Here is a 25,607-nt window from a genome sequence, read left to right as displayed (position 1 = left end):
GGTTATACAGCCTCCTTTTTGTTGGAATTCCCTTCGCCTAGTTTGGCAATCGCTTCTTGTCTTTCGTTCCATGTCAAGGGAGGTTCCGTGCCAGCCACCTCAACCATCGTTATGGCACCTTCTACTGGACAAACTATAGCGCATAAGTTGCATCCGACACAGTCTTCTTCTCGAACTTGCAAATATGACTCTCCTGTATCGGAGGTCAGCATATCGATGCATTGATGAGAGGTATCCTCACAAGCAATATGGCACTTATTGCAGTTGATACAAGTGTCGTTATCAATTTTGGCGACAACGGCATAGTTTAAATCCAAATTTCCCCAATCCGAATAACGGGGAACGGATTTACCAACCAAGTCCATCACGCTAGCGAGCCCTTTTTCGTCTAGATAGTTGTTCAAGCCATCGATCATATCCTCTACGATTCGGAAGCCATGATGCATAGCCGCCGTACATACCTGCACACCTGTGGCACCCATCAGCATAAATTCAACGGCATCCCGCCAATTGGAGATACCGCCAATTCCCGAGATTGGAATGCCAACCTCCGCATTGCGTGCGCAATCTGCGACCATGTGCAACGCGATCGGCTTTACAGCAGGACCGCAATAGCCACCATGAGAGCCCTTCCCTCCGACATGAGGGATCGTATTCCACGTATCTATGTCGACCCCAGCTAACGAATTGATCGTATTGATCAGAGAGATCGCATCTGCCCCGCCTCGAACTGCGGCCTTCGCCGTACTTGTAATGTCCGTAATATTCGGCGTCAGCTTCACGATGACCGGTGTCCTCGCCGCTTCTTTCGCCCACATCGTTTGCGCTTCCACAAGGTCGGGCTGCTGCCCGGAGGCTGATCCCATGCCGCGCTCCGCCATCCCGTGCGGACAGCCAAAGTTCAGTTCAAGTCCGTCCACCCCAACGGCTTCAACTTTTTTTACAATTTCATGCCACTTTTCACGTTTGGGTTCAACCATTAGTGAAACAACAAGCGCATGATGGGGAAAACGTTTCTTCGTCTCGTATATTTCTTGCAAATTGACTTCAAGCGGGCGGTCCGTAATCAATTCAATATTGTTAAATCCAGCGACACGTTGTCCATTGAAATGTACCGCAGCAAATCGTGAGGAGGTATTGATAATGGGGTCTCCGAGCGTTTTCCATACCGCCCCGCCCCAGCCGGCTTCGAATGCCCGCTGGACTTGGTAACCTGTATTAGTCGGAGGCGCCGATGCCAACCAGAAAGGGTTTGGTGAAGTTATGCCTGCTAGATTGATGCGAAGATCTGCCATGCCGTATCCCTCCAGTATGATGTACGATTAATGACCAGCTATCAGGCAGACTCGTTCTGAGCTGTTGTCACTTGTTTGTAGATCGCGTAAGCGGCTTGCTTCCCTTGCTGAGCGGCTGAAACAACCATTGCCTCCCCTTGCCCCTCTCCGAAAATAACATCACCTGCTGCAAATACTTTGGGATTTGAAGTTTGGCCTGTTTCAGGATTCACCGTCACTGTCCCGCGAATATGTGATAGCTTGAACTGTTCAATTAGGGATGCATGGCGCGTTTGTCCGATCGCTTTAATGACCGCGTCAACCGGAATAATGAACTCTGACCCGGCTACAGGGACAGGTCTCCTGCGCCCCGCTTCAACATCGATCAGCTCCATCAGGATGCATTCTAAGGCTGTTACGTTTCCGTTAGCATCGCCAATTATCCGACTCGGAGCTGTCAGCCATCTGAATGCTACGCCATCCATTTTGGCAAAATCATATTCAAAATCATACGCCGTCATCTCCGCTTGCGTTCGCCGATACACGATCTGCACCTGCTCTGCGCCAAGCCTTATCGAACAGGTGGCTGCGTCAATCGCCGTATTTCCCGCGCCAATGACGGCTACACGCTTCCCGATCAGGTTCGTTTCCAGGTCTGCGGCTGATTTCGTTGCTTCAACGAAGTCTATGGCATCGTAAACGCCCGTTAAGGCTTCGCCTTCAATGCCAAGCATCGGCACCTTCGACATCCCGACCGCCAGCACAATAGCGTCATAATTTTCTAACAGGGATTCCGCTGTAATATCTACGCCAACACGTGTATTCATTTTAAAATCAACACCAAGTTGGCGAATCTGCTCTACTTCCCAAAGCGAAATCTCCTGAGGTAATCGGAAGGAGACGATGCCGTATGTATCTAATCCTCCTGCCTGTTCTTTCGCTTCATATATCGTCACCTGAAAGCCGAATCGAGCGAGCTCTCGGGCAGCCGAAAGGCCGGCAGGCCCGCTACCAATGATAGCAACGGATTTCCCGATGCTTGCTCCAGCTTTGAATAAAACGACCTCGTTTTTCATCGCCCAATCTGTCGCATAGCGCTGCAATTGTCCGATTAGAATAGGCTTGGACGATTGATTAAGCACGCAAGCCCCTTCGCAGAGCTCCTCCGTCGGGCATACCCTAGAGCATGTAGCTCCAACCGGGTTTGCCTCCATAATAGTGCGAGCAGAACCTTTGAGATTGCCTGAGGCAATCTTTTTAATAAAAGAGGGAATTTCAATCCCTGTCGGACAGGCGCGTACACAAGGAGCATCATAACAATACAAACATCGATTCGATTCTTCGATCGCCTCTTTCGGCTTCATGCCCGCTTTGACTTCGGCGAAATTACGTTTCAAATCATTTAGTGAAATAAATGATGTCCCCATTTGCCACACCTCCGCGCGTATAGGCTAACTAATTGATGACTGTCCATCAAGTCTGCAATCCCTGATTTCCTAGAGCGATTCGGCGAGCTGTGCGATACAGCAGCTCAGTACCTAATGCGATGTCGTCAGGACTTGCATATTCCTTCGGATTATGGCTGATTCCCTCCAAACATCGAACGAATATCATCCCGTAATCACACACATGCGACATCGCCAAAGAATCATGAAACGGACCGCTCATGAGCTCTGGCGGAGAAATTCCCAGCCCTCCCGCCTCCTCGCGCAAGCTCTGCATGATCCAACCGGCGCAATAACGCGGTTCACTGTTCGTATCCTCCCGAATCGTATACATAAGCCCATGTTCGCTGGAAACGTTCTCGATCACACTCAACAATTCGGTTTCGAGCGCATTGCGACGCAATAAATCGATATCGCGCAAATCAATCGTGAAGGACACTTTTTCGGGAATGATGTTGCGAGAATCCGGAAAAACCGTAAGTGAACCTACCGTTCCAACCGTAGGAGCATTCGGCACTTGCTGCACAAGCTCGTTGAGAGCAACGATAATCTTGGCGCTTCCCAGCAGGGCGTCATGACGCATTGACATCGGGACCGATCCTGCATGACCCGCAAACCCGGTCATCTCAACGGTAAGCCATAACGGACCCGATATGCCTGTAACGATACCGATGGGTTCATTTAACGCTTCAAGGACTGGTCCTTGTTCGATGTGAAGCTCCAGAAAAGTGCCGATACGTCCTTGTTGAAACTCATAATTTTCGAAATTCGCAGGGTCACAACCGAACTCGATTAATGCTTCCCGGCGTGTAACGCCGCTTTTATCCGTCCGCTCAAGCTCATTCTCTTCCAACTTGCCGGTCATGCCACGGACACCGAACAAACCTTTATTGAAACGACATCCTTCCTCGTCACAGAACGCTACAACTTCAATATCGCATTCAGGTGTTTGACCCGATTCCACCAGCGTTTGAACCACCTCAATCGCCCCAAGCACGCCAATCGCGCCGTCAAATCTGCCGCCATAGGGCTGTGAGTCGATATGAGATCCGAGCATAAGCACTGGAGCATCCGGATTACGGCCTCTCAACTTCCCGATGAGATTAGCGAATGGATCGATGTGCGCTTCCATTCCTGCCTCTTCCATCCATTGTTTCACGAGTTCCACGCCTTCCCGATCTTCCTTGGAGAGCGCCAATCGACAGACGCCAGTATCTCCAATTTTTCCAATTTGTGAAAGTTCATGAATATGCTGATGCAAGCGTGAAGTGTCAATTTGAAGCCGAGAGCTTGTAGACAATGTCCTTCATCCTTTCTCCTAATTGGCATCGAACACAGCAAGTAAAGTGTCTACGATAAAAGCAATATCGTCGTCTGTTGAAGAGAATGGCGGGCTTAAAGTAAGAATGTTGGCATAGCCAGGCACAGTATCGCCATTTTTTCCGATCAGCAGCCCTTTTTGCTTGCAAGCAGCTATGATGCTCATCACGCGCTCTGCCGTTGCAGGCTCTTTGGTCTTCACATCTTCAACCAGTTCAATCCCCATCGCCGATCCAAAAATTCGGATTTCACCTATGTGCGGATGTTCCAGTAAAGGTTTCAAGCCGTCTTTAAAAGCGTCTCCGATCTGAGCGGAACGTGCCACTAAATTTTCATTTTCTAAAATTTCAATATTTTTCAAGGCAACAACACAAGAAACCGGATTGCCACCGAACGTGTTAATATGGCGTAAATGGCTTGTGGGGTCCTGGTTGTTTTTGAACGAATCATATAATTCGGTGGAAACAGCCGTAGCGGATAAAGGTGAGTAAGCGCTTGTCATGCCTTTGGCCATCGTCACAATGTCAGGTCTGACACCGTAATTGAGATGACCGAATTTCTCACCGGAACGCCCAAAACCGCAAATCACTTCATCTACGATGAGTAAAACGTCATATTTATCGCAGATGCTGCGAACTGTTTTCAAATACTCGTCCGGCGGCACAATCACGCCACCTCCCGTAATGACCGGCTCCATAATGACGCCAGCAACGGAATCTGCGCCTTCCCAAACGATGACATCCTCGATGGCTTTAGCGCATTGCAAGCTGCAGCTCCCCTGCTTTTGGCCGAAAGGACAGCGGTAGCAGTAAGGTGGTGGAACATGCTGGAATCCTACGCCAAGCGGTTCATATTTCAGCTTTCGCTGCGCTTGCCCCGTTGCTCCTAAAGCCCCCATCGAATTCCCATGATAGGCGCGATGCCTGGAAATGAACTTGTGTTTCGTTGGCTTCCCATTCTGATGAAAGTATTGCCTCGCGATTTTGAAAGCCACTTCATTGGCATCCGAACCTGAGTTTGAGAAAAAAATGCGGTAGTCACCATCCAGCCACTCATTGATTTTTGCTGCAAGCTCGATTGACGGGATGTGAGATTGCACCATGGTGGCATAGGCAAGCTTCATCATTTGTGCAGCGGCAGCTTCGGCAATTTCCTTCCGTCCATGGCCTACATTCACGCACCATAACCCGGACATGCCGTCCAAATAACGATTGCCGTCCACATCCGTCACCCAGCTCCCTTCACCGGAAGCAAGGATCATGGGATTTTCGTTATGTGCAGACATATGGTGCCACACATATTTGCGATCTTTCTCAAGCAGCTCTTCCTTGGTGGGCAAATTACTCATTTCATTACTCTGCATAGACAGCCTCCTCCCCTCGTAATCCTTGCAAAAAAATCCCTATCTTATTTCTATGTGCAAAAAGAGAGAGACATCCCTTGGAGTCACTGTTAAATCTTTATTTTCATTCCTTTTTGGGAGACTGCACTTGGTATATGCTGGTTCGAATGTCGGCGGAAAGCGTTTGAAACGGCTCCGATTCCCGTATTTGTGCGGTGCGTTCCTCTCCTAGACCAACGCAGTGAATCGAATGTATACGCCCAGGATGAGCCGTTAAAACAATGATTCGATCAGATAAGAAGACGGCTTCGGACACGCTGTGTGAAACAAAAACGATGGTTTTGTTTGTTTTCTTCTTAATCGCAAGGAGCTCGACTTGCAGCTTATCCTTCGTGAACGCATCCAACGCTGAGAAAGGTTCATCCATAAATAAAATAGGCGGATCCAAGGTTAAAGCACGGGCAATCGCAACTCTTTGCTGCATACCACCGCTTAACTGCCAGGGATAATAATCTTTGAATTTCGTTAAACCTACCGTTTCAAGCAGCTGATCGATCGTATGTCTATACTCCGAGCGGTTTTGGCCTAGTACCTCTAGGGGAAGTTCAACATTTTCCTGAACAGTGCGCCACTCAAATAAACTTGGTTGCTGCAGCACAATGCCAAACTTTCTACGCAAACGAACTTCCCGCGGATGTTCTTTCTCAATCAGAATTTGGCCGCTGGACGGTTGCAAAAGGTCTGCCATGATTCGCAGCAGCGTTGATTTCCCACAGCCCCGAGGGCCAAGTAAGGATATGAATTCATTCTGGTGCACATCGAATGTAATGTCCTGGAGGACCGTCACCTGCCTCCCTCTTTTACCGAACACCTTGCATACGCCATCCAATGATATTTCCACCTTTTGCCGAGAAAGCTCTGAATTCATTTTGCTCCTCCTCAACTTGCCCTATCCTCGCGTTATAAATGTGTAATTTACAATAACTGTATATGTTATATTATATAACACCATAGATTTATTTCATTATACAAAGTGTTCCGAAATACCAGAATTAAAGTGACAGAATGTAAAATCCCTCCTCTCGAATTCAAATAACCCTGTCTCATTCAAGAGTCAGGGTTACCTTATACATTACATAATTAATATTATGTAAACAAATTTTCATGCTACATTTTAACCGTTGGTTCCAGCACTGTAAGTGTGTTATCAAATGTATTGAGGTCCACCATAGCTCCGATTGGAATTGCTGCCTTATAGTACCCATGTGCTGTACTCAAATTCGTCATCAGAGGTTTGCCTAGCGGATACATGACACCGTTGATTAGATCATCGTAAGTCGTTGAATACGAAACGGAACAATTCGTGCATTGGCCCATGATAATCCCTTGGCAATGTTGGAACTTACCGGCCATAATCAATTGCGTCAAGTAACGATAAATCGTGTTCGTTGGTTCATGTGTCTCTTCGATCATCACGATTTTTCCTGTTGTGTTGATTTCATACGGTGTTCCCAAGGATCCTACGAACGAGGTTAGATTTCCACCGACAATTTGCCCTCGCACATTGCCTTGAATTAAGCTTTTCAGCGGAATCCCAGGTGGATTTTGAATCACCCTTGTTGGTGATAATGTCGATGTCGCCGCGAAAAACTGATCAAAGTTATACTTAGGTGTGTTAGGGTCAAAATCAATTAAAAGAAGACTTTGGAACGTAATTAAGTTCGAAAATTGATTGAGGATATTTAATAAGATCGTAATATCGCTGTAGCCTGTTATAATTTTTGGATTTTTGTTAATCAACTGATAATCTAAATACGGCAAAATATCTCTTACCCCTGTGCCTCCCCTGGTCGGCAGGATCATTTTGACCTGATGATTCGAAATCATGGCCATGAAATCTTCTGCTCGCTGCTGAGCCGTTGAAGCAACAATTCCATCGTAAGAATACGCATATTTCCCAACAAGCACCTCAAAACCCATACCTTCAAGCGTCGCAATTCTTGCATCAATGATACTAGCGTCAAGCGGACTTCCCAAAGTAACAATTCCTATGGTGTCACCACCGCGTAACATGGGGGGCTGAATGGTCATTTGCATGCCTCCTACCAATGCCCTTGTATTGCAAAGGTTTAATCTCTCTGTTGCCTTATATGCGCCAAAAGAGAAATATATGACTGTGATGTCTTTTTTCCATGTCCTTATATCCCCATTCCAGCTGGGATGAACGCTGTAACGCGATTCATTGCCTCTTGCTTTTGTTTATCAGCAACGTGCGTATAAATCTGTGTTGTTTGTATGCTTGCATGACCTAACAATTCCTGCAGAGTTCGAATATCCGTTCCTGCGAGTACCTGCATCGTAGCAAAAGTATGCCGCAGCTTATGGCTGGAAATAGACTTTCCTTGCAGTTCCGCATAGTGCTTTTTCAGCTCCTCGAAATGTTTCTCCGCGATCGTTTGAATCATCCGTATGCTGATTCGGCGCCCAAATTGTGATACGAAAAAAGGCTGCTCGCCTTTACTCCGTGAATCCAGCCGCTCTGCCAGCGCTTTATTCAACACCTTGACCAATTCATCCGGCAGCGGGATCAAGCGCCATTTCCGACCTTTCCCGTAAACAAGCAGCGACTTGGTCGTCAGATTAAAATCCGCGGTATTTAATCGGTGCAGTTCGCTAACCCGCAGCCCTGCGTAACTCATTAACAGAAACATCGCCACATTGCGAATCTGATATTTCCCCTCGATCGATTGCAGGAAAACGGACAACAGCTGCTCGCTTAGAAATGTTGGAATCTGATTTTTCTCTACCTTCGATTTCTTTATGTGGAGAGATGGATTGCTGGACGCCAATTGAAGATCGATCAATGCTGTGAAAAAAGTCCGGATCGATGACAAATATCGATTACGTGCAGCATCGCCTGCCCCTCCCTGACGCATTTTAGTTAGAAAACGCATGATATCAATCGCCTCTATGCTGGCTAAAGATTTTTCCGTTGACGATAGAAATAAACGAACATCCCCCAGGTAAGCTTGCTGTGTTCTTTTGGTAAACCCCTGATCCTTCATCCAGGTATCAAACAGCTCCAAATAGTCGTCATCATACTCGAATCCTTGTCCCAATCTCATTCACTCCGTCCGTTAGAATCTAAGTTGCGTTAAATATAGATTTAGTGCAATTTTTTTGACAGAAAAAAGCGGCCAAATTAGGCCGAAAAGAGAGCTAATCTCTAGGGTATTCCACTTTCATAATGTCCATAAAAGGAACTTTATCCAATTCCCCATTGTTGGTTTCCATATGTACGCGACCTGTTCGTGAATCCATCGTCTTGATCAGTCCACGCACCTGTTCTTCGCGTCCCCATACCGTAAGGACAATCTCTGAGTTTTCCATCTTCGCTTCCGACAGTTGATTCCCAATTTCTTCTAAAACAAACTCGTCGCGTGTTGGTCTTTTTGCAACTTTCGCTTTTGCCATTCTCGTTCCCCCTGCGTCCTCATCACCTTGCCGGTGATAGTATTTCTTTCACTCTTCCTACTTGTCCATCGGTTAGTCTTACTTTAATCCCATGCGGATGTGTCGGTGAATTCGTTAATAAGTCTTTCACAATTCCTCGTGTAAGCTTTCCGCTCCGCTGATCTTGTTTCAAGACAATATTGACTTCGATTCCCGGCAGGACATCTTTCCGATTTTGCCCATTCATGTTGTGAGAGTCGCCTGCTTTCTTTCCAGATTGTGCTTCATTATACCACATATTTCACGCATTCCCTACCGGAAGTGCGAACATATGTAAAACCCTTTACAGCACACAAGTTAACTTATACGATGATGGATATATCCTACATCAACTGAAGGAGCTTTTCCTATGAGTCGATCATGGCCCTTGCCTGCAAAACCGTGGATCATGCATCAAATATGGAATGACTTGCTATTCGCTCATTGGCCCGTTCCTCTCGAAATCATTAGAAATCTTCTTCCTTCTTCAATTCCAATCGATACTTTCGAAGGAAAAGCTTGGGTAGGCGTCGTTCCTTTCCATATGACAGGCGTTACTCCCAGGGGCATTCCGGCATTGCCTTATTTCTCATCCTTCCCGGAAATCAATGTCCGCACCTACGTCACGATTCACGGGAAACCCGGCGTATACTTCTTCAGCTTAGATGCCTATAACAAATTTGCTGTGGAAGCGGCGCGCACTTTGTTCCATCTCCCCTATTTTTATACACACATTGAAGTGAAGCAAACATCAAATAACACTACGTTCTACCATAGTGTTCGTCAAGATCCGCGCGCGCGGCAAGGTGAGTTTCTAGCGGAGTACCGTCCCACCTCACCCATTCGGCATGCAGTAGCTGGAACATTGGAGTACTGGCTAACGGAACGTTACTGTCTATATTGCCAGGATCGCCGCGGGAGGATTTATCGAGGAGAGATCGATCACGATCCATGGCCTTTGCAATCAGCCGAAGCTGAAATCTCCATGAATACACTGCCAGCTTCGTTTGGAATTAAACTACCGGAGCAATTACCCGTCTTACATTTTGCCAAACAATTAAAAGTGAAAATATGGGCTCTTAAGAAACTAAATGAGCATTTTAGGGACGGATAGTATTCAATATTGTAGCTTGAAATTAATTAATGACATTAATTATTTGCATCATTAATTAATGTTTGGATTGAGAAACCTGTATAACTCATCCGCATAAAATCGAAATCGCTAAAATCGTCAATACTATTTCCATGGATAAAATGTTCAGATATAACGAATATAATTAATGTCATTAAACTCAATATGTATCAGTATATCCCTTGAAATATTACGGAGGTAACATACAACATGCCAAAGATCATGGACTATATGATCAGTCCTTATCCATTAAGGATCATTACTTCGCCTATCGATTCCAGCAAGCTAAAGCTGCAATCTTTGATAATTACAAACGTTGGCCACTTGCCAGGACGCATCTCTTTTCGACATCAAGCTACTTTCTCTAAATGGGCATTTATTTACTTAGCTGGTGGTAACGGCTCCTATCAAGCAAATAACGGGCCGGTACAACGTGTGGAAAGCGGCAGTTTGCTCTTCTTGCGACCCGGTGTCATTTATAATTACGGTCCCGATCAAGACGGCTTCTGGGATGAGTTTTATTTTACTTTTGAGGGAACCCGTATCGAGGAATGGCTTGGCAGTTGGTTGACCAATGTCGATGAAGCGAAACAAGTCGGACATGAGGATGCTACCCAACACAACCGAATCGAACGCATTTTTATGCTGATGGAAAGTGGATTGCCTGATAACATGGATCGCGCCGCGCTGCTTGTGGAAACGTTGCTTTTTGAATTTATGCTAAAAGCGCAAGCTACGGCCCAAACGACAAAAACACAACAAGTCATCGACATTATGGATGACCTCGGGGACTCCCTCTTTCAGCCTTTCGATGCGAAAAGCATCGCCAAACGGCATCACATCTCGCTTTCTACGCTGCGCAGAGTTGTGAGTGAGTATACAGGCTATCCGCTCAACGCTTATATCAACCGTTTGAAGATCGCTGAAGCGAAAAACATTCTCCTCAATACGGAGGATACGGTCAAAGAAGTGGCCGATTCGTTAGGGTTTAAAGACGTCTTTTACTTTTCGCGATTATTTAAAAAATACGTCGGCGTGGCCCCTCTTATTTACCGAAACAATATGCAGCTTTAAATTTGTTTACATAATATTAGTTATGTAACTATTTGAGTATCTTTTTTTAAAAATCAGTGCTTCGTCCTAGTACGACTTGTCATCGAGCTACATATGATATCTCAGTAGTAAATCTTCCCACTTGGGAGGTGAATCCAAATGACACTAGCACTTACAGGATGGATGCTCTACGCAATGTTTGTAGTTCTTGGTTTGATGGGCCTAAGCTTCTTATACAACTTATATACTGCTCTCAAAGCCGGTTCGTTCTCCAGCGACTTATTTCTCTCTTATTTGAAAGACTTACTGTTCTATGTGTTCCCATTATTCATGCTCTCCAACATGATGGCCCTTGACCCGACAGGTTTCTTACTGTTAATCGGTTATTATCTTGGCGCACTCGGAGTCGCACTCAAATATTTGGGAAGCTTTAAAAAATAATTTGTAATCGCATTCACAAAGTGCGAATGATATGGCTCATCTTAAGAGCCAAAAGCAGCCATGAGATCATGGCTGCTTTTTTCATTCAAGAATCAAGATATTACAAGTCCGCCATCAACGCCAATAATCTGTCCTGTGATCCAACCTGAATCTTTGTCGGCCAAATTAACCACCCAACTTGCTACATCATCTGTCACACCGCGACGCCCAAGGGGAATCATCTTACGTTCTTGTTCCTTCACCTCATTGATCTGGTCCTCGTTAAGTCCCATACGTTCTCGAAGAAATGCCGTTTCTACCGGTCCGCTAGCGATGGCATTCACACGAATTCCCATCGGAGCAAGTTCGAGAGCCCAGCATCGTGTTAGATGTTCCACAGCAGCCTTGCTTGAAGCATAGAGAGATAAGCCTGCAGCTGCTTTACTTCCATAGGTACTCGACATGTTAATGATTGACCCCTTTGTTTGCTCGAGGTGAGGGATGGCAGCAGACGCTAACAATGTTGGACCTGTTACATTAACTGCGAATATATCGTTAATCGATTTCGCGCTCACATCAGCTAGCGGCTGGATCACGCCTCCACCTGCATTATTCACGACAATATCAAGACGTCCCCAATGTTCTAGAGCTGCTGCAACTGTTTTGTTTGCCGAGTCCGGATCACTAACGTCAGCTACAAACGCTTTAATGTTCCCATCACTTACTGTTATTTCTTCCAATGGACCTATCTGGCGCCCAGTAATGAGTACTTTTGCTCCCTTCGCAGAAAACAAACGAGTCGCGGCAAGCCCGATACCTCCACCGCCTCCTGTAATAATCACAACTTTATCTTTTAACATGTGCAAAGCTCCTCTTTATTTATTGGCTAACAATTAATCAATTAACTATTTGAGGGACTGTCCCTATAAGGACAGAAGGAGCGGTTAAACCAACTTTTTCAACAATTTTTCAAGCTGATTCTGCTCGTCAAGGGTAAGTTTATTCCCAACATTTTCAGTAATGGTTTGTTCATAAACAGGCCATACTTGTTCTATGAGTTCATGGCCTTCTGCTGTCAAACTGACTAGAATTCTCCTCCTATTCGAGGGATCAAAATCTCTTCGGATACGTCCAGCTTTCTCCAAAGTATTTAATAAGTTGCTGATATTCGCTCTTGTGACAGCGAGATCATCGCTTATCTCCGATGGGACCATAGCTCTATCACTAGACTTAATGGCAACTAAAACGCACCAACGGCCTAAGGTTAAATCAAACTTAACCAGTTGTTCTTCTAATTGTTGAACCAAATGATGATTCGTTTTGTATAACGTCAGAAAAACATTGACTGGTAAAGGAGATTGTTCAAAAGGGTTCCACTTCGTTATAGGACATAACCTCCGTCTAAATAGTTAATCAATTAACTGTTTGCCATTTAATAATATAGTTTGTGCACCTACACGTCAAGTTGCAACGACTTCCAAAATCTAACGATTATAAAAAGAGCAGCCCCTTTTAGCCTAGGAGCTGCTCATAAATTTATGAATCACGTCATAGAAATCGTCCAATTAATTCGCTTACGTTAGGAGAGGGTTCGAACCGGCGAACCAGCTAGATAAGCTCTAATATCCTCAACTACATCTCTATAAAAAGCCTGATAATTCGCTTCCGAGACATAGCCGATATGCGGAGTAGTAAGCAGATTCGGTAACGTTCTGAACTTATCGTCTTTCGGCAGCGGTTCCACATCGAACACGTCTACTGCGGCGCCTGCGATCCATTGGTTTTGCAAAGCCTCGGCAAGTGCTTCCTGATCTACAATAGGAGCACGGGACGTATTAATCAAGTATGCTGAAGAACGCATACGCTTGAGATCCGCCGCGCTGATCAGCCCTCTTGTCCTGTCGCTGAGGACAAGATGAATCGACACAAAGTCGCTGCTCTCAAGAAGCTCCTCCTTCGACTTAGCAAATCTCACGCCAACTTCATCCGCTCGCTCTTGCGTCAAATTTTGGCTCCATGCCACGACGTCCATGCCAAAAGCTTGGCCAAACTTGGCGATCTTGGTGCCAAGTTTGCCAAGGCCCAGTACGCCAAGTGTCTTGCCGTACAAATCTGTTCCAATTGTGCTCTGCCACTGACCGCTGCGAATAGCGTTATGCTCTTGCACGATGTTGCGTGCAAGCCCTAGAACCAAAGCCCAAGTGAGCTCAGCGGTTGCATTGCCTGCCCCACCCGTACCGCAAACAGTGATGCCTTGCGCTGCGGCAGCATCCAAGTCAATTGACGCATTCCGCATGCCTGTCGTAACAAGCAGCTTTAAATGGGGAAGCCGCTTGAGGAGAGCTGCGCGAAAAGGAGTCCGTTCGCGCATAATCACGACGATTTCGCAATCAGCGATTTGCTCGATAAGCTCGTCCGGCTGATTGATATGCTGATGGATGCTTTTGACCTCCACTTGGTCCGTAATCGTTGACCAATCCGCAGCCTTTAAAGCCACTTGCTGATAGTCGTCTAATATTGCACAGCGAAGCTTCATTATGTAAGTGCCTCCTTCTTCGTACATGTAAGTATACCAATTTTAAGTATATTCCTGTCGCGAGTGCCATGCAAACCGTGCGCAATTTTGACGTTCATTTTCACGAAAAAATAGACACTGACCACAAGGAAGTGTCAGTGTCTATTCCTAACTTATCTAGTAACCGTCAGCGGAGATATCTCCCAATCGGACGAAACGCCACGCAAACCGATACGCCCGTTAAGAAACGCATTCGGATCGGTCCAACGGAGCAAAGGCTCTTTGCTTGCATCGGAAAAAACGGCAATCGTTGGTCCTTCCAGCTTCACGGTAACCTTCCGGGTTTGGCCAGGCTCAAATGCCAGCGAACCGGATGCTTTTTCCACGGCATTTTCATAGCTGACGCGGCTTAGATTAACTTTACCGTTATGAAACGCAAGCTCATAACCCATGAACGCATCTTTGACCTGATCTTTGAACTCCGATTCATTTGTCGTCCTCAGCAGAATCCCCGCCTCGTCCGATGTAGCTTTTTTCATTGTCATCTCAAAGCTGACGGTATAGTCTGCCCAGCCCCATTCGCCGCCGAAACGATTGACAAGCCCTACTTGGTTCGGTTTAACAACCGACTGTTCAGGCACCGGTACGGTTAAATTCACTTCGACATACCTAAGCGTAATCTCGCCTTTCAGGTGGCGTAGAGACAACCATTGTGTCCCTTGCCTCATCTCGAATACCCCCAGAGGTATTTTCGTCCATTCCGAATCAGCTGTAAAGAAGGAGGAATCGAGCTTTATTTTCTTCGACGCTCCATTCGTTTCGACCAGTACAGTCGACCCTGCCGACGCTTTGGACACATTCACAGCCAGCAAATAGCTGCCGTCCTGCCGAATATGGACTGGGTATCTGAGCCCCTCGCCATTACCAGACAAACTCACGGCATCACTCCCGTCAGGAGTAATTCCTGAAACAATCCCCGGATGCCCCTCTTGAATACCATGAACAGCTTCCATCGTACCTGGCAGCGGTTTTACAACTTTCCGATCGCTGCTGCCATTGAATTCGTTGGAAAAAGCCGTGTAATGCAAGCCTGGCTTTGTTTCCTGAGGCCACAGATAGCCAATACTTCCGGCCTTCGCCACCTCGCTGGAATACTCAATCTTAAGCAGCCCGTCCCAATAAATCATCGTACCAGACATTCCTGTCTCAACGCGGATTGTATGGAGTTTCGTAAGATCCGTGCCCTGCGGCAGCTTCTTCGTGGAAACAACCGCTTCACTGCCATTCACACGCTTGATGAGCGCAAGTTCCATTGAAGCTCCATTAATACGTGTGGCCCAGTAGTTTTCCGAATCGGTGTAGGCGAATAATGTTTCCAGCAAGTTTGGCGCATCATCCTGCTCCCCCACTCGGAAATTGTACTCAACCGTATAGTCGCTGCCAGTGCCTATTCGTGACAGCAAGGTCTCTCCACCTTCTGTTGAACTGATCTTCTCCCACTTGTCTGCGGAAGGCGCTGCACCTGGCTCATCTCGGAATTCAGGCATTTCGGTCGCTTCCTGCGGTGTTCCGTGCGTCGGTCCTAACACGGACATCTTATCACCGTTGAATACAAGCCGATCCAGATTCATTTTGCGGACGGGTGGTCCTTCCGCAGAGCGTCCTATCAGATTGTGATAGACGATGTAGTAAGCATCCAGATTAGGTCCCATAACTGTTGCACTGTGACCGAGGCCATTGAAATCGTTCGCTGTGGAAATCAGGATCGGATTATTCTCAGGAATGGTATAGGCGGCAACGGGAGATTCATGATTAACGCCGTAATTAACGCGATAGCCCTTGCTGAAAACGTGATTACCCGTGTACGTTATGAAATACCGTCCATTTCGCTTGATGATCATGGAACCTTCCGTCCAGTGCCCTAAGGAAGCGTTCAATTGTTTTCCTGCGTCAATTGTAAATGGATTGGGCATCGAACTTATCATAATACCGCCGAATTTGGCGTGAGTAAAATACCATTTCTCATCATCATCGATAAAAACAGAACCATCAATCGTGAAGCCCAGATTATCCGTCTTTTTTACGAATGGCCCGGTAGGCTTGTCACTTTGTAAGACATAATGTCCTTTGCCCGCCGGCGAAGTGTACATATAGAACGCACCGTTCCAATAGACAACTTCCGGCGCATAAGCACCCTCACTGACAGGTTCCTCCGTAACCAAACCTTCGTATCGCCACTTCACTAAATCATCCGAACTCCAGGCCTTAACGCCGACTCTTCTGTCCTTCGTGCTGCAATATAAATAGTATTTACCGTTAAAACGCAGAATGTAAGGGTCACCAATGCCGTAATCCTCCCATTCTTGATCCAAAACAAAAGGATTCTGGTAGGTTTGACCCAAGGCTACCTCCATCCTGTTCGCCTCCTCCCGCCCCTGAAGTTGGGATTGCATAACAACCGCCACAATGACCAGGATTGCGGCACACATTGCTAGCGCTATGATCCATGCTTTTTTCAATCGCAATCGGTTGTCTTTCTTTCCCATTAGCGATTGATTTCTAATACGTAAATAGACGATGCTCTTAATGGACAGCTCACTTGCGATTTCATAATCGACAGATCATGGGATTTGCAGACTACGGTTTCAGGATTTAACGCATCGTTAATGCTTTCATAGTGATCCGCAGTGACTTCCAGCAAGCGAGCAGTGCCAGTTTCAGCAAAACCGTTAAGCTGAATATCTGCAAACGTATCGTCGAGACCTCGATTCACGATAAAAATGGTCAGCTTATCCCTCTGAGCATTCGTACAAGCCACAACATCCAAATTCGGCAAAGCGTCCAAATGAGGAACTTGAATTGGGCTGTTTACTTGAAAGCTTTCGCAATCGGTATGGGTTTCAACGACATAGCCGAGATCACGGTTCGCATACATTTTCATGACATAATAGGTTGGTGTGCCGTAAATGGTTAAGGAATTTTCACTTCTTCCGGAGGATTTCCCTCGGAACTGGTCCGCATAGAAATCACCTACGCGAATGCATCCGCCAAGCCAACCATTCACTAGGTCCGAGAAGCTGCCGATTTCTATCAAATCGCTATTTCGGATAAATTCATTCAAATTCGCTGCATTCGCCACGGCTGCTTCAAGTGTATGTTCGTTAGGCAGACCTTTGCGAATCGTGTTCGGATAATACATGGTGTTGTATTCCGTTACAGCTAATTTAATATGAGCATACCGATCAGATGAGGCGAACAGTTCCCTCGTTTGACGTACGGTTTCTCTTGTCCATTCGGGAAAAGAAACGATAGCTTTGTAGCGATCTTCTCTTAACGTGCCGTGATTCATTCCAAAACGGTTACACCCGTGATACAAATGTAAAGTTAAGAAATCAACGTGCTCAGCAGCTTTTTCCAGTAAGGTTTGATTCCAATCCATTTTGTCATGACCGCAGGCCAGCAGCTTAATCTCGGGATCGGCCGCTTTCATGGATTCGGCAAATCGCATATAGCGTTCTGCGAACTGTTCTGCTGTGCAATGGCCTACCTGCCATGCTCCCCATACTTCGTTCCCGATCTCCCAATATTTCACGCCATATGGCTCGGGATGCCCATTAGCCGCCCGAAGTTTCCCCATCGGTGTGTCCACACTGCCATTGCAATATTCAATCCACTCCGCTGCTTCTTCCGGTGTTCCAGATCCATCATTAACACAGATAAGCGGTTCTACCTTCAATTCCCGACAAAATGCGATAAACTCGTCTGTTCCGAAATATTTATTCGTCCAGCCACCCCAAGCTTCATTTATGACTGCAGGGCGCTCATACACAGGACCGATAGCCTGCTGCCAATGATAGGCACTGATATAATTCCCGGCAAGCCGCATCATGCCGGCATTCAAGTCTCTCGTCATCTCCATCACTTCTTTGCGAACATTGCCTACGCTATTAGAAGGGAGCAGCGAAATATGATCCAACCAAAGCATCCCCGTGGAAACATGATCCAACCAGCGTTCATGCTCCGATGGCACATATAATCTGAACTCAGCATTTTCACAATCCCGTTGTACCTGGAGACGTGCTTCATAATGCTTCCAATTATGGCTTTCAATTTTGATACGTGTATGTCCGAGCACTTCGCCACTCGTTTTATCCACGATTTCCGCAATAACGAATTTGATTTCTATAGAAGCTCTTGCATACAGCGCAAGTGTATAGCCAGTTTGATCTTGTTGGACGGCAATCGTTTGTTTAATCCCGGCATATCCCTCGTCATCGCTATACATTCTGATCCGCTGACTATGACCGGAGTGATGAGCTGCCGCAGGTTCAAGCCCATACAGCGTGCTTTTCCCATTTGTAAAAGGACGCCAGTTCCCTGATAGCCCCCTGTACGCGACATCCGTACTTTCAAAATCCATATCTCTCAGCGGATAAGCCAACATCGCATCCATATGATCACGGATATCCTCTACAAAATGACCGAATATATAAGGATTAATTGGACTAGTACCGACTTGATTTGTATTCACTTGAATGCTAGCTCTAGTTTGCACCATAAACGCAACGCTTCCTTTCACGTTCTATCCTTTTAATGAGCCAATCATAACGCCCTTCACAAAATGCCGCTGTACGAATGGATACATCAACAATACCGGCAAGCTGGAAATGATAATAACCACATATTTAATGCTTTCAGCTAAAAGCACTTTAGATTCAAGCCCAACGTTGCTATCGGCTGCATCCGACTGACTAACCATGAGCACTTCACGCAACACAAGCTGCAGCGGATACAAATCTTTACTGCGAATATAGATTAAGGCATTAAAATAAGAGTTCCAATGACCGACAGCATAGAAAAGGATCATGACGGCCATAATCGGTTTCGATAACGGTAAAATCACATGGGTCAACAGCTTCCAATTCGAACATCCATCGATATTTGCGGCTTCCTGAATCTCCCAAGGAATGCTGGTTTGAAAATACGTTCTCATAACAATTAAGTTATACGTAGCAATTGCGCCAGGGATAACTAATGACCACATCGTATCCACCATGCCTAAATTTTTCACGAGGAGATAGGAAGGAATGAGGCCCCCGCTGAAAAACATCGTAAGCGTGACGAAAAACATAATGCCACCACGTCCAGGCAAATCCGGTCTTGACAGTGGATAGGCGGCAAGTGTCGTCATCACCAGGTTGATTACTGTACCGATTAGCGTATACAGAATCGTATTTCCATAACCATTCCAAATCTGATCGTTATGAAAAACGTTCCGGTATGCTTCTAACGTGATCTGCTTGGGCAGCAAGATGACATCGCCATTCAGCACTAGTGCGGGATCGCTGAAAGAGGCGCTTACGATAAAGATGAGCGGATACAACACGATAACTACAATTAAAGCGGCCAGTACGTTTACAACAGCATCAAATACTTTTTCATCCGAGCTCCTTTTTGTGAGCGTTTGCATCTGCATCACTCGGCTCCTCCTACCATAAACTTGTCTCCGCCTTCTTACGGGCAAAGCGATTCACAAGAATCAACAGCGCAAGGTTGATCAAGGAGTTGAACAAACCTATAGCAGCTGTATAGCTGTACTCGCCTTTCAAAATACCCGCCGAGTAGACGAAAGTGGAAATGACATCGCTTGACTCCAAATTCAAATTATTTTGCATGAGCAAAATTTTCTCAAACCCAACATTCATGAAGTGTCCCACATCGAGGATCAATAAAATGACGATAACCGGTAGAATACCCGGTATAGAGACGTGCCAGATGCGACGCAGCCGGCTTGCACCATCCATTTTTGCGGCTTCGTACAGCTGTGGATTGACTCCACTTAATGCTGCAATATAGATGATCGATTGCCACCCCATATTTTGCCAGATATTGGAGCTGATAAAAATCGACTTGAACCATGCCGCAGAATCGAGAAATCGTACAGGTTCTCCGCCAAACGCCGCAATGATTGTATTCAACGGACCGCCTTGTGGAGATAAAAAGAGCATCAGCATTCCCACCATTACAACGATGGAAATAAAATGCGGAATGTACGTAATGTTTTGCACCACTTTACTGAATGCTTTATTACGAATTTCTGTAACCAGTAAAGCGAGCAGAATCGGAATCGGAAATGCAAATAATAAGGAAAATAAATTAATAGAAATCGTGTTCCACAGGAGTCTCCAGAAATAATAAGATTCTACAAAACGCTTGAAGTGATCAAGCCCTACCCATGGGCTGCCATTGATCCCCTTTGCCGGGCTGAAGTTTTTGAAAGCGATCTGCAGACCGTATAAAGGCCCATAATGGAACACAAGATACCACACAATTGGAATGAGCAGCATTAGGTAAAGATCATATCGACTGCTCACAGATTTCAAGAGGCTGGAGCGCCTCGATTTGGGTCGAGACGCAGTGCCCGCTGTATTTGCCGTACTGTTCATCTGTCGTCCTCCAGCCGTCAACACTTATTTTTGCTGTTTGAGTTTATCGTAAGCTTCTTGATACAGTTTCTGAAGCTCGTCAATTTTCATTTTCTTCAAAGTGCTCTGAAACTCGCCCCACTTATCAAAACTTAGGGCACCTGCGATAAACTTCGTGCTCTGCTCCTCGTAATATTTATCAATATCGTTACGCAAAATATTAATTTGTTGAGCCGTTTGCTCATCAAACATCGGTGATGCATAACGAATCTTCGGCATGTACGGATCCAGCTTCTTTTGAGCTTCCTGAACCTGAGGCGGATTGATGTATGAAGCCACCTTCTCGCTGATCAAGTGCGGCGCTCCTCCTCCAGCGTAAGGGGTGATTTTACCTTGATTACCGGAATTCAGGAAGGCTTCTGTATAAAATGGAATGCCATCTCGCAATTCATAATTCTCGCCCTTGCGACCGAAACGCAATAAAGTAGAGCCTTCATCGCCAAAGAAATAATCAACCCAACGCAGCGTAGCTTCGGGATTTTTGTTTACAGATGTGATGGCAAAAGCACCAAAGTCTCTAGGAACCGGTTGCGCCAACTGCAATCTATCACCATGAGGCCCTTTCACTGGAGCTATACCGATGTATTGATCCGCTACTTTCGTATCCAGCATGGGATTATTCGTCTGATCAAAGAAGAAACCGGTATTTCCTGTCCCTTGCTTAGCCAAATACTGGGCTTCCTTCTGCGTAAATAACTCTGAATCAAGCAATTTCTCGGAATACAGCTTATTTAGGTACATTAATAATTCTTTATTCCGATCGCTGCCCATCCAAATATTCACTTTGTCATTGTCCAAGTTAATGTTATATCCTAATTGGAAATCCAAGCCAAAGGATCCTGCCATGATAGGAACAATGCTAAGGCCATTTCGCGCTGTCATCGGGATTTCATCCTGTTTGCCGTTGCCATTCGGATCTTTATCCCGGAAAGCTTTCAGTACTTCATACAGTTCATCTGTTGTCTCAGGTTCTTTCAGATTCAGCTTCTTCAGCCACACTTGATTCATCCAACGTTTATCCGTTCTGGCAGCGTTTACAGTTACGATACCAGGCAAGGCATAAATGTGACCCTCAGGTGTCGTGATCGCAGAACGAATTTCCGGATATGTATCCATCAACTTTTTAATATTCGGCGCGTACTTATCAATTAAACTCTCTAGAGGAATCAATTGTCCTCCGGAGCCGTATCGAATTGCCTCTAATGGTGTCAAGCCTGAGCGGTACAAAGCATCAGGAAGTTCATTCGATGCGAAAAGCAGGTTCTTTTTCTCATTAAAACCATCCGTTGGCGCTTCAATGAACTCAACTTGAATGTTGCTCATTTTCTCGTAATCCTGAAACACCGGCATGTCTTTAAACGGTCCGTTGACAGGCGCAATTCGTGTGAACATTTTCAGCTTCAACGGTTCTTTGACAATCGGAAATCCTTCTGCAGATGCATTACTTGATGTTTCCCCTTTGGATTTGCCATCTTTCTCTGTACTTGGCTTATCCGTGCCGCAAGCCGATAACGTCAAACTGGAAACAACTAAAGTAGAAAGCAGTACTGTCCCCCATTTTCTTTTCATTCTTTCTTTCCTCCGTTCATGTTGTTTTCCCCTTGTAGGAAAGCGTTTTCTAAGGGTTGATCTCATTATAAAGAATGATTTCATCCTTCTGATTCAACATATATGACATTTCATTCTACTTTTTTGATGTTTTTAAATGATCGATGAAAGCTTGCGGCGTCATTCCTGTTATGCTTTTAAACACTTTGAAAAAGTAAGTATAGCTCAAAAAGCCAACCTCACTGCTTATTTGCTTGAGCGCGTAAGCATCGGACTCCATGAGCATACAGCTTTTTTTTATACGGACGCGATTGATATATTCTGTAAATGTCATTTGCGTTTCCTCTTTGAACAATCTGCTTAAGTAGGACGGATTTAGATTGAGGGCACCGGCTGTGCTTTCCAAGGAAATATTGGCGGCATAGTTATCCGAAATGTATTGGACCGCTTTGCCAATATGACGTGAGTAGGATCTCCCAGCTTGCTGTTCCTTAATGAAATCAACAATCCGTGCGTAGTAAGACAATACCCACATTTCGATTTCGGAAACACGGCTCATCCGTCCAAATTCATTCCGTGTAGGGATAAGCTGCACATCTTCCGTGGCGATATGAGAAAATTGCCGTTTCAGCGACATCTCCACGAGTCGAAGCAATTCGCTGACTATGGTTTGTACCGTCATAGCGTACACAGGCTGATGTCTGACAGTGGCAAAAATGGTTGTAATCGTATGGTGAATCCTATCCCCGTCGAGCTGCTCCAGGTAAAGGAGCAGTTGTTTCTTCTCTTCTACAATCAGAGCATCTCTTAGTGTCGCAGGGTGCATACCTTGATATAAAATATCATTCATCTCTTGATCGGCCTTGCGATAACTGGCGACAAGCTGCTTTAAACTCCCGCTTCGCGGGCCAATGATACAGACACATTTCAAATTAAGAAATTTCTCCAGGGAATGCGAAAGCGCGCTAGCAGCTTGATTAATTTGGCTCGTTACCGCAAGTTCACTTCGCTCCTCGGATGAAAACAGAATAATAAATCGTCCCTCCCCCACATAACCTACCGTTCGTTTCTGAACGTCACCAACTGCCATTTGCATCACATCTGTCGCTTGCTGTACAAACCTATTTTTCTGAACGTCATTCAACAACTCCGTGACTAGCAGAAACGGTACGATTTGAACGGCGGCAGTTCCATAATTGACGGCATGCGTGTAGAGGTCATTGTCTTTGGCATAAGCCAGCAATGATTCTTCAGCACCTTCCACATCTCTAGCCAAATTCGCCACATGTTCGCGCAGTATTACCGGGCTTAGACTTTCGATGATTTGAGTTTGCACGCTGCGTGCTTTATGTTCCCGAGCTTCACTCTGCAGCTCCATAACGGCTCGATCCAGAAGCGCCAAGAGTGCGTTTGCGTTCAAACGATGTTTGAGCAAATAATCCATGGCTCCATTCATCAAACAAGTGCGAACATAATCGAAATCGTCGAAGCTGCTCAGCATAATCATTTTAACCATCGGAAATTGCTCTTTGATTCGGCGGCTGAGTTCTACCCCATTCATCGCCGGCATGCTCACATCCACAATGGCAATGTGCGGCGTATGCTGCTCCATCATAGAAAGGGCTATAGCGCCGTTCTGCGCTTCTCCGCAAATGGTGAATCCATGTTTTTCCCAGTCCAGCATTCCCTTCACATCGTTACGGGCTAACGCCTCATCGTCAACCAATAAGACCTCAAACATCTTTCACCCCTCCTGTTCACTTCACGTTATCATTGGAAATCTGATCTGCACTGTCGTATAGGCATCAGGTTCACTATCTAGAAAAACTCCGTATGGCTCTCCGAAAAGACGAACGATACGCTCATGCACATTGCGCACTCCCATGCCGCTAAAGCGTGTATTTGTATTCGCTTCGAAGAGCGCCTTGATCTGATCTTTCGACATCCCTTTGCCGTTATCTCGGACATCGATTCTCAATTCCTTGCTCTCCTCATAGATGCGAATCAACACTTCGCCCTCGCACTCCGAGCCGGAGAGCCCATGAATAATGGCGTTCTCCACAAGAGGCTGGAGCATCAGTTTCAACACGCTAAGCTGTAAAAGCTCATCATTTTCAACTTCAATCATCAGATGGACAGGTTCTACATATTTGTATTTTTCAATGGTGACGTAACTACGGACATACTGAAGTTCTTCTTGTAGTGTAAGAAATTCATTCGTATTTCCAAGCACACCGCGCATGAGCTCAATCAAGGATTCAGATACTTCAACAATGTTCGGTACGCCGTTAAGCTTAGCTAAATATTTCACCGTATTCAGTGTGTTATATAGAAAATGAGGACGTATTTGAGCCTGCAGAACAGCCAATTCGGCTTCACGCTTCTCTTTCTCCGTTGTCATGATCCCCTCAAGTAAACGCTTTAATTGCTCCACCATGCTTTTGAAAACTTGATACAGCTGACCGATTTCATCCTTGGAATGGATTTCGACAGTCGGCAGCGACATATTGCCTTCCATGACATGCATCATCATCGATCTTAACCTGCGAATATTTCTCGTCATGCGGGAAGAAACCTGTAAAGTGCCAATGACAATGATGATAAAAACGATAATAGCTACAGTGGCTAACATATGACGGATTCGCGCCGTTTCGGTTAATAGTGACTTCATGGGTACGAGCGCAAGCGTAGACCACCCTGTATACTCAGATTTACGCAAAACGACGAGATAAGAGGTTTGGTTAATGATCCTTTCAACCGAACCGTCTGTACCGTTAAGTTCCTGATTAAGCTTAATGATCGTTTCTTTATCAAGAGCGCTTGTGCTCGGTTGATAGATAAACTCGTTTTTCCTGTCTACGACATATAACATGCTATCCGATGTAGGTTTAACATCATAAATCTTTCTAACAATTTCGTCATTCAAATCAAACATGACCATACCGATTAAATTCCGGTTATAGCGGAGTTCACGCCCGGTCACAATCGAATTATTAAAGCCGGTTTGATGAAAATAGGCGTGGCCTGATCCATTTTGCAGCAAATCGTCCATCATCGGGGTGAATAAAATGTTCTTGTCGAGCCACGGGGAACCAACAAAAAACACCTTTTCATTCAAGCCGATAACGGCTACCCTCGATATGTACGGCTTATAGGCAATTAGAGCGGATAAAAACTCCTCGATTCGTTTTTGTTCCTGAAACCACTCGAAACTCGGTTCCTCCGTCTTGCTAAGCAGTGTGTCCAATACGGTTTTATTTGTAGCAACAACCGTGTTTAATCGACTTACCTCTTCTAATCGGAGATTCAAGGACTCGTCTGCCTGACGGATACTTTCCGTCACCGACGTGATCGCATTGTTCTTGACTGTTTCTCTCATATACAAATAAACGATGCTCGTCACGGCAACGATGCCCAGCAGTGTTACCAAGCTGAAGGCGACGAAGATTTTCCCCTGAATGCTTACCGTAGGTGAAATTAACTTCTTCAAGGAGGAAAACTTCATAGGTAGGTGCTCCCTTCTACTGCGCTTAGATTAGAAAAAAACATGAACCCTGCCCGGCAGCCCGAGCTTGATTCAT

Annotated in this window: 22 protein-coding genes; 3 read left to right on the top strand and 19 right to left on the bottom strand. The window is 45.7% G+C overall.

Annotated features, from left to right (window positions below):
• Positions 1–2: 2 nt before the first annotated feature.
• From preA to ACKTT9_RS18360, 9 genes are all read right to left on the bottom strand, one after another.
• Positions 3–1,295 carry an NAD-dependent dihydropyrimidine dehydrogenase subunit PreA gene (gene preA / locus ACKTT9_RS18400; RefSeq protein WP_407872726.1) on the bottom strand — a complete coding sequence of 431 codons (1,293 nt, stop codon included), beginning with the start codon at positions 1,293–1,295 and terminating at the stop codon, positions 3–5.
• A 41-nt stretch (positions 1,296–1,336) separates the two neighbouring features.
• On the bottom strand, positions 1,337–2,701 hold the full coding sequence (locus ACKTT9_RS18395; protein WP_407872725.1) for an NAD(P)-dependent oxidoreductase: 1,365 nt from the start codon (positions 2,699–2,701) through the stop codon (positions 1,337–1,339).
• A gap of 46 nt (positions 2,702–2,747) precedes the next feature.
• Entirely contained in the window at positions 2,748–4,019 is a 1,272-nt protein-coding gene (locus ACKTT9_RS18390) for a M20 family metallo-hydrolase (RefSeq protein ID WP_407872724.1), read from the bottom strand.
• 18 nt (positions 4,020–4,037) lie between these two features.
• Positions 4,038–5,402 (bottom strand): aspartate aminotransferase family protein, encoded by a 1,365-nt coding sequence (locus tag ACKTT9_RS18385; protein WP_407872723.1) that lies wholly within the window; start codon positions 5,400–5,402, stop codon positions 4,038–4,040.
• A gap of 103 nt (positions 5,403–5,505) precedes the next feature.
• The gene (locus tag ACKTT9_RS18380; protein ID WP_407872722.1) at positions 5,506–6,309 is read right to left on the bottom strand and encodes an ABC transporter ATP-binding protein; all 804 of its coding nucleotides are present in this window, start codon (positions 6,307–6,309) and stop codon (positions 5,506–5,508) included.
• 239 nt (positions 6,310–6,548) lie between these two features.
• The gene (locus ACKTT9_RS18375; protein ID WP_407872721.1) at positions 6,549–7,472 is read right to left on the bottom strand and encodes an LD-carboxypeptidase; all 924 of its coding nucleotides are present in this window, start codon (positions 7,470–7,472) and stop codon (positions 6,549–6,551) included.
• Between the two features lie 107 nt (positions 7,473–7,579).
• Complete coding sequence (locus ACKTT9_RS18370) at positions 7,580–8,506, bottom strand: tyrosine-type recombinase/integrase (protein ID WP_407872720.1); 927 nt, start codon at positions 8,504–8,506, stop codon at positions 7,580–7,582.
• 94 nt (positions 8,507–8,600) lie between these two features.
• Positions 8,601–8,855, bottom strand: coding sequence for a YolD-like family protein (locus tag ACKTT9_RS18365; RefSeq protein ID WP_407872719.1), 255 nt, complete (start codon positions 8,853–8,855; stop codon positions 8,601–8,603).
• A gap of 22 nt (positions 8,856–8,877) precedes the next feature.
• Positions 8,878–9,081 (bottom strand): YwbE family protein, encoded by a 204-nt coding sequence (locus tag ACKTT9_RS18360; protein WP_145663343.1) that lies wholly within the window; start codon positions 9,079–9,081, stop codon positions 8,878–8,880.
• 162 nt (positions 9,082–9,243) lie between these two features.
• Here ACKTT9_RS18360 and ACKTT9_RS18355 point away from each other — a divergent pair, with 162 nt between their 5' ends.
• The 3 genes from ACKTT9_RS18355 to ACKTT9_RS18345 all read left to right on the top strand — a co-directional run bounded on the left by ACKTT9_RS18355 (position 9,244) and on the right by ACKTT9_RS18345 (position 11,499).
• Positions 9,244–9,987 (top strand): YqjF family protein, encoded by a 744-nt coding sequence (locus ACKTT9_RS18355; RefSeq protein ID WP_407872718.1) that lies wholly within the window; start codon positions 9,244–9,246, stop codon positions 9,985–9,987.
• A 228-nt stretch (positions 9,988–10,215) separates the two neighbouring features.
• Positions 10,216–11,079 carry an AraC family transcriptional regulator gene (locus ACKTT9_RS18350; RefSeq protein ID WP_407872717.1) on the top strand — a complete coding sequence of 288 codons (864 nt, stop codon included), beginning with the start codon at positions 10,216–10,218 and terminating at the stop codon, positions 11,077–11,079.
• A gap of 138 nt (positions 11,080–11,217) precedes the next feature.
• The gene (locus tag ACKTT9_RS18345; protein ID WP_315950149.1) at positions 11,218–11,499 is read left to right on the top strand and encodes a hypothetical protein; all 282 of its coding nucleotides are present in this window, start codon (positions 11,218–11,220) and stop codon (positions 11,497–11,499) included.
• A gap of 92 nt (positions 11,500–11,591) precedes the next feature.
• Here ACKTT9_RS18345 and ACKTT9_RS18340 read toward each other — a convergent pair whose 3' ends face one another.
• From ACKTT9_RS18340 to ACKTT9_RS18295, 10 genes are all read right to left on the bottom strand, one after another.
• Positions 11,592–12,338 carry an SDR family NAD(P)-dependent oxidoreductase gene (locus tag ACKTT9_RS18340; protein WP_407872716.1) on the bottom strand — a complete coding sequence of 249 codons (747 nt, stop codon included), beginning with the start codon at positions 12,336–12,338 and terminating at the stop codon, positions 11,592–11,594.
• Between the two features lie 84 nt (positions 12,339–12,422).
• The gene (locus tag ACKTT9_RS18335) at positions 12,423–12,785 is read right to left on the bottom strand and encodes a MarR family winged helix-turn-helix transcriptional regulator (RefSeq protein WP_407872715.1); all 363 of its coding nucleotides are present in this window, start codon (positions 12,783–12,785) and stop codon (positions 12,423–12,425) included.
• Positions 12,786–13,057: 272 nt separating this feature from the next.
• On the bottom strand, positions 13,058–14,014 hold the full coding sequence (locus ACKTT9_RS18330) for a D-2-hydroxyacid dehydrogenase family protein (protein ID WP_407872714.1): 957 nt from the start codon (positions 14,012–14,014) through the stop codon (positions 13,058–13,060).
• A 152-nt stretch (positions 14,015–14,166) separates the two neighbouring features.
• Positions 14,167–16,407, bottom strand: coding sequence for a family 43 glycosylhydrolase (locus ACKTT9_RS18325; protein WP_407872713.1), 2,241 nt, complete (start codon positions 16,405–16,407; stop codon positions 14,167–14,169).
• Between the two features lie 131 nt (positions 16,408–16,538).
• Positions 16,539–18,551 (bottom strand): alpha-L-arabinofuranosidase C-terminal domain-containing protein, encoded by a 2,013-nt coding sequence (locus ACKTT9_RS18320; protein ID WP_407872712.1) that lies wholly within the window; start codon positions 18,549–18,551, stop codon positions 16,539–16,541.
• 24 nt (positions 18,552–18,575) lie between these two features.
• Positions 18,576–19,469 (bottom strand): carbohydrate ABC transporter permease, encoded by an 894-nt coding sequence (locus ACKTT9_RS18315; protein WP_407872711.1) that lies wholly within the window; start codon positions 19,467–19,469, stop codon positions 18,576–18,578.
• Between the two features lie 13 nt (positions 19,470–19,482).
• On the bottom strand, positions 19,483–20,439 hold the full coding sequence (locus ACKTT9_RS18310; RefSeq protein ID WP_407872710.1) for an ABC transporter permease: 957 nt from the start codon (positions 20,437–20,439) through the stop codon (positions 19,483–19,485).
• A gap of 24 nt (positions 20,440–20,463) precedes the next feature.
• Positions 20,464–22,047, bottom strand: a complete 1,584-nt coding sequence (locus ACKTT9_RS18305) for an extracellular solute-binding protein (RefSeq protein WP_407872709.1) — start codon at positions 22,045–22,047, stop codon at positions 20,464–20,466.
• A 115-nt stretch (positions 22,048–22,162) separates the two neighbouring features.
• Positions 22,163–23,767 (bottom strand): response regulator, encoded by a 1,605-nt coding sequence (locus ACKTT9_RS18300; RefSeq protein ID WP_407872708.1) that lies wholly within the window; start codon positions 23,765–23,767, stop codon positions 22,163–22,165.
• Between the two features lie 21 nt (positions 23,768–23,788).
• Positions 23,789–25,531 carry a sensor histidine kinase gene (locus ACKTT9_RS18295; protein WP_407872707.1) on the bottom strand — a complete coding sequence of 581 codons (1,743 nt, stop codon included), beginning with the start codon at positions 25,529–25,531 and terminating at the stop codon, positions 23,789–23,791.
• Positions 25,532–25,607: the final 76 nt, after the last annotated feature.

The organism is Paenibacillus sp. P36, from assembly GCF_045866505.1.
GTDB classification, from domain to species: domain Bacteria; phylum Bacillota; class Bacilli; order Paenibacillales; family NBRC-103111; genus Paenibacillus_E; species Paenibacillus_E chondroitinus.
Note: the sequence above shows the minus strand (reverse complement) of the source record. Positions and strands in the feature narration are given on the sequence as shown.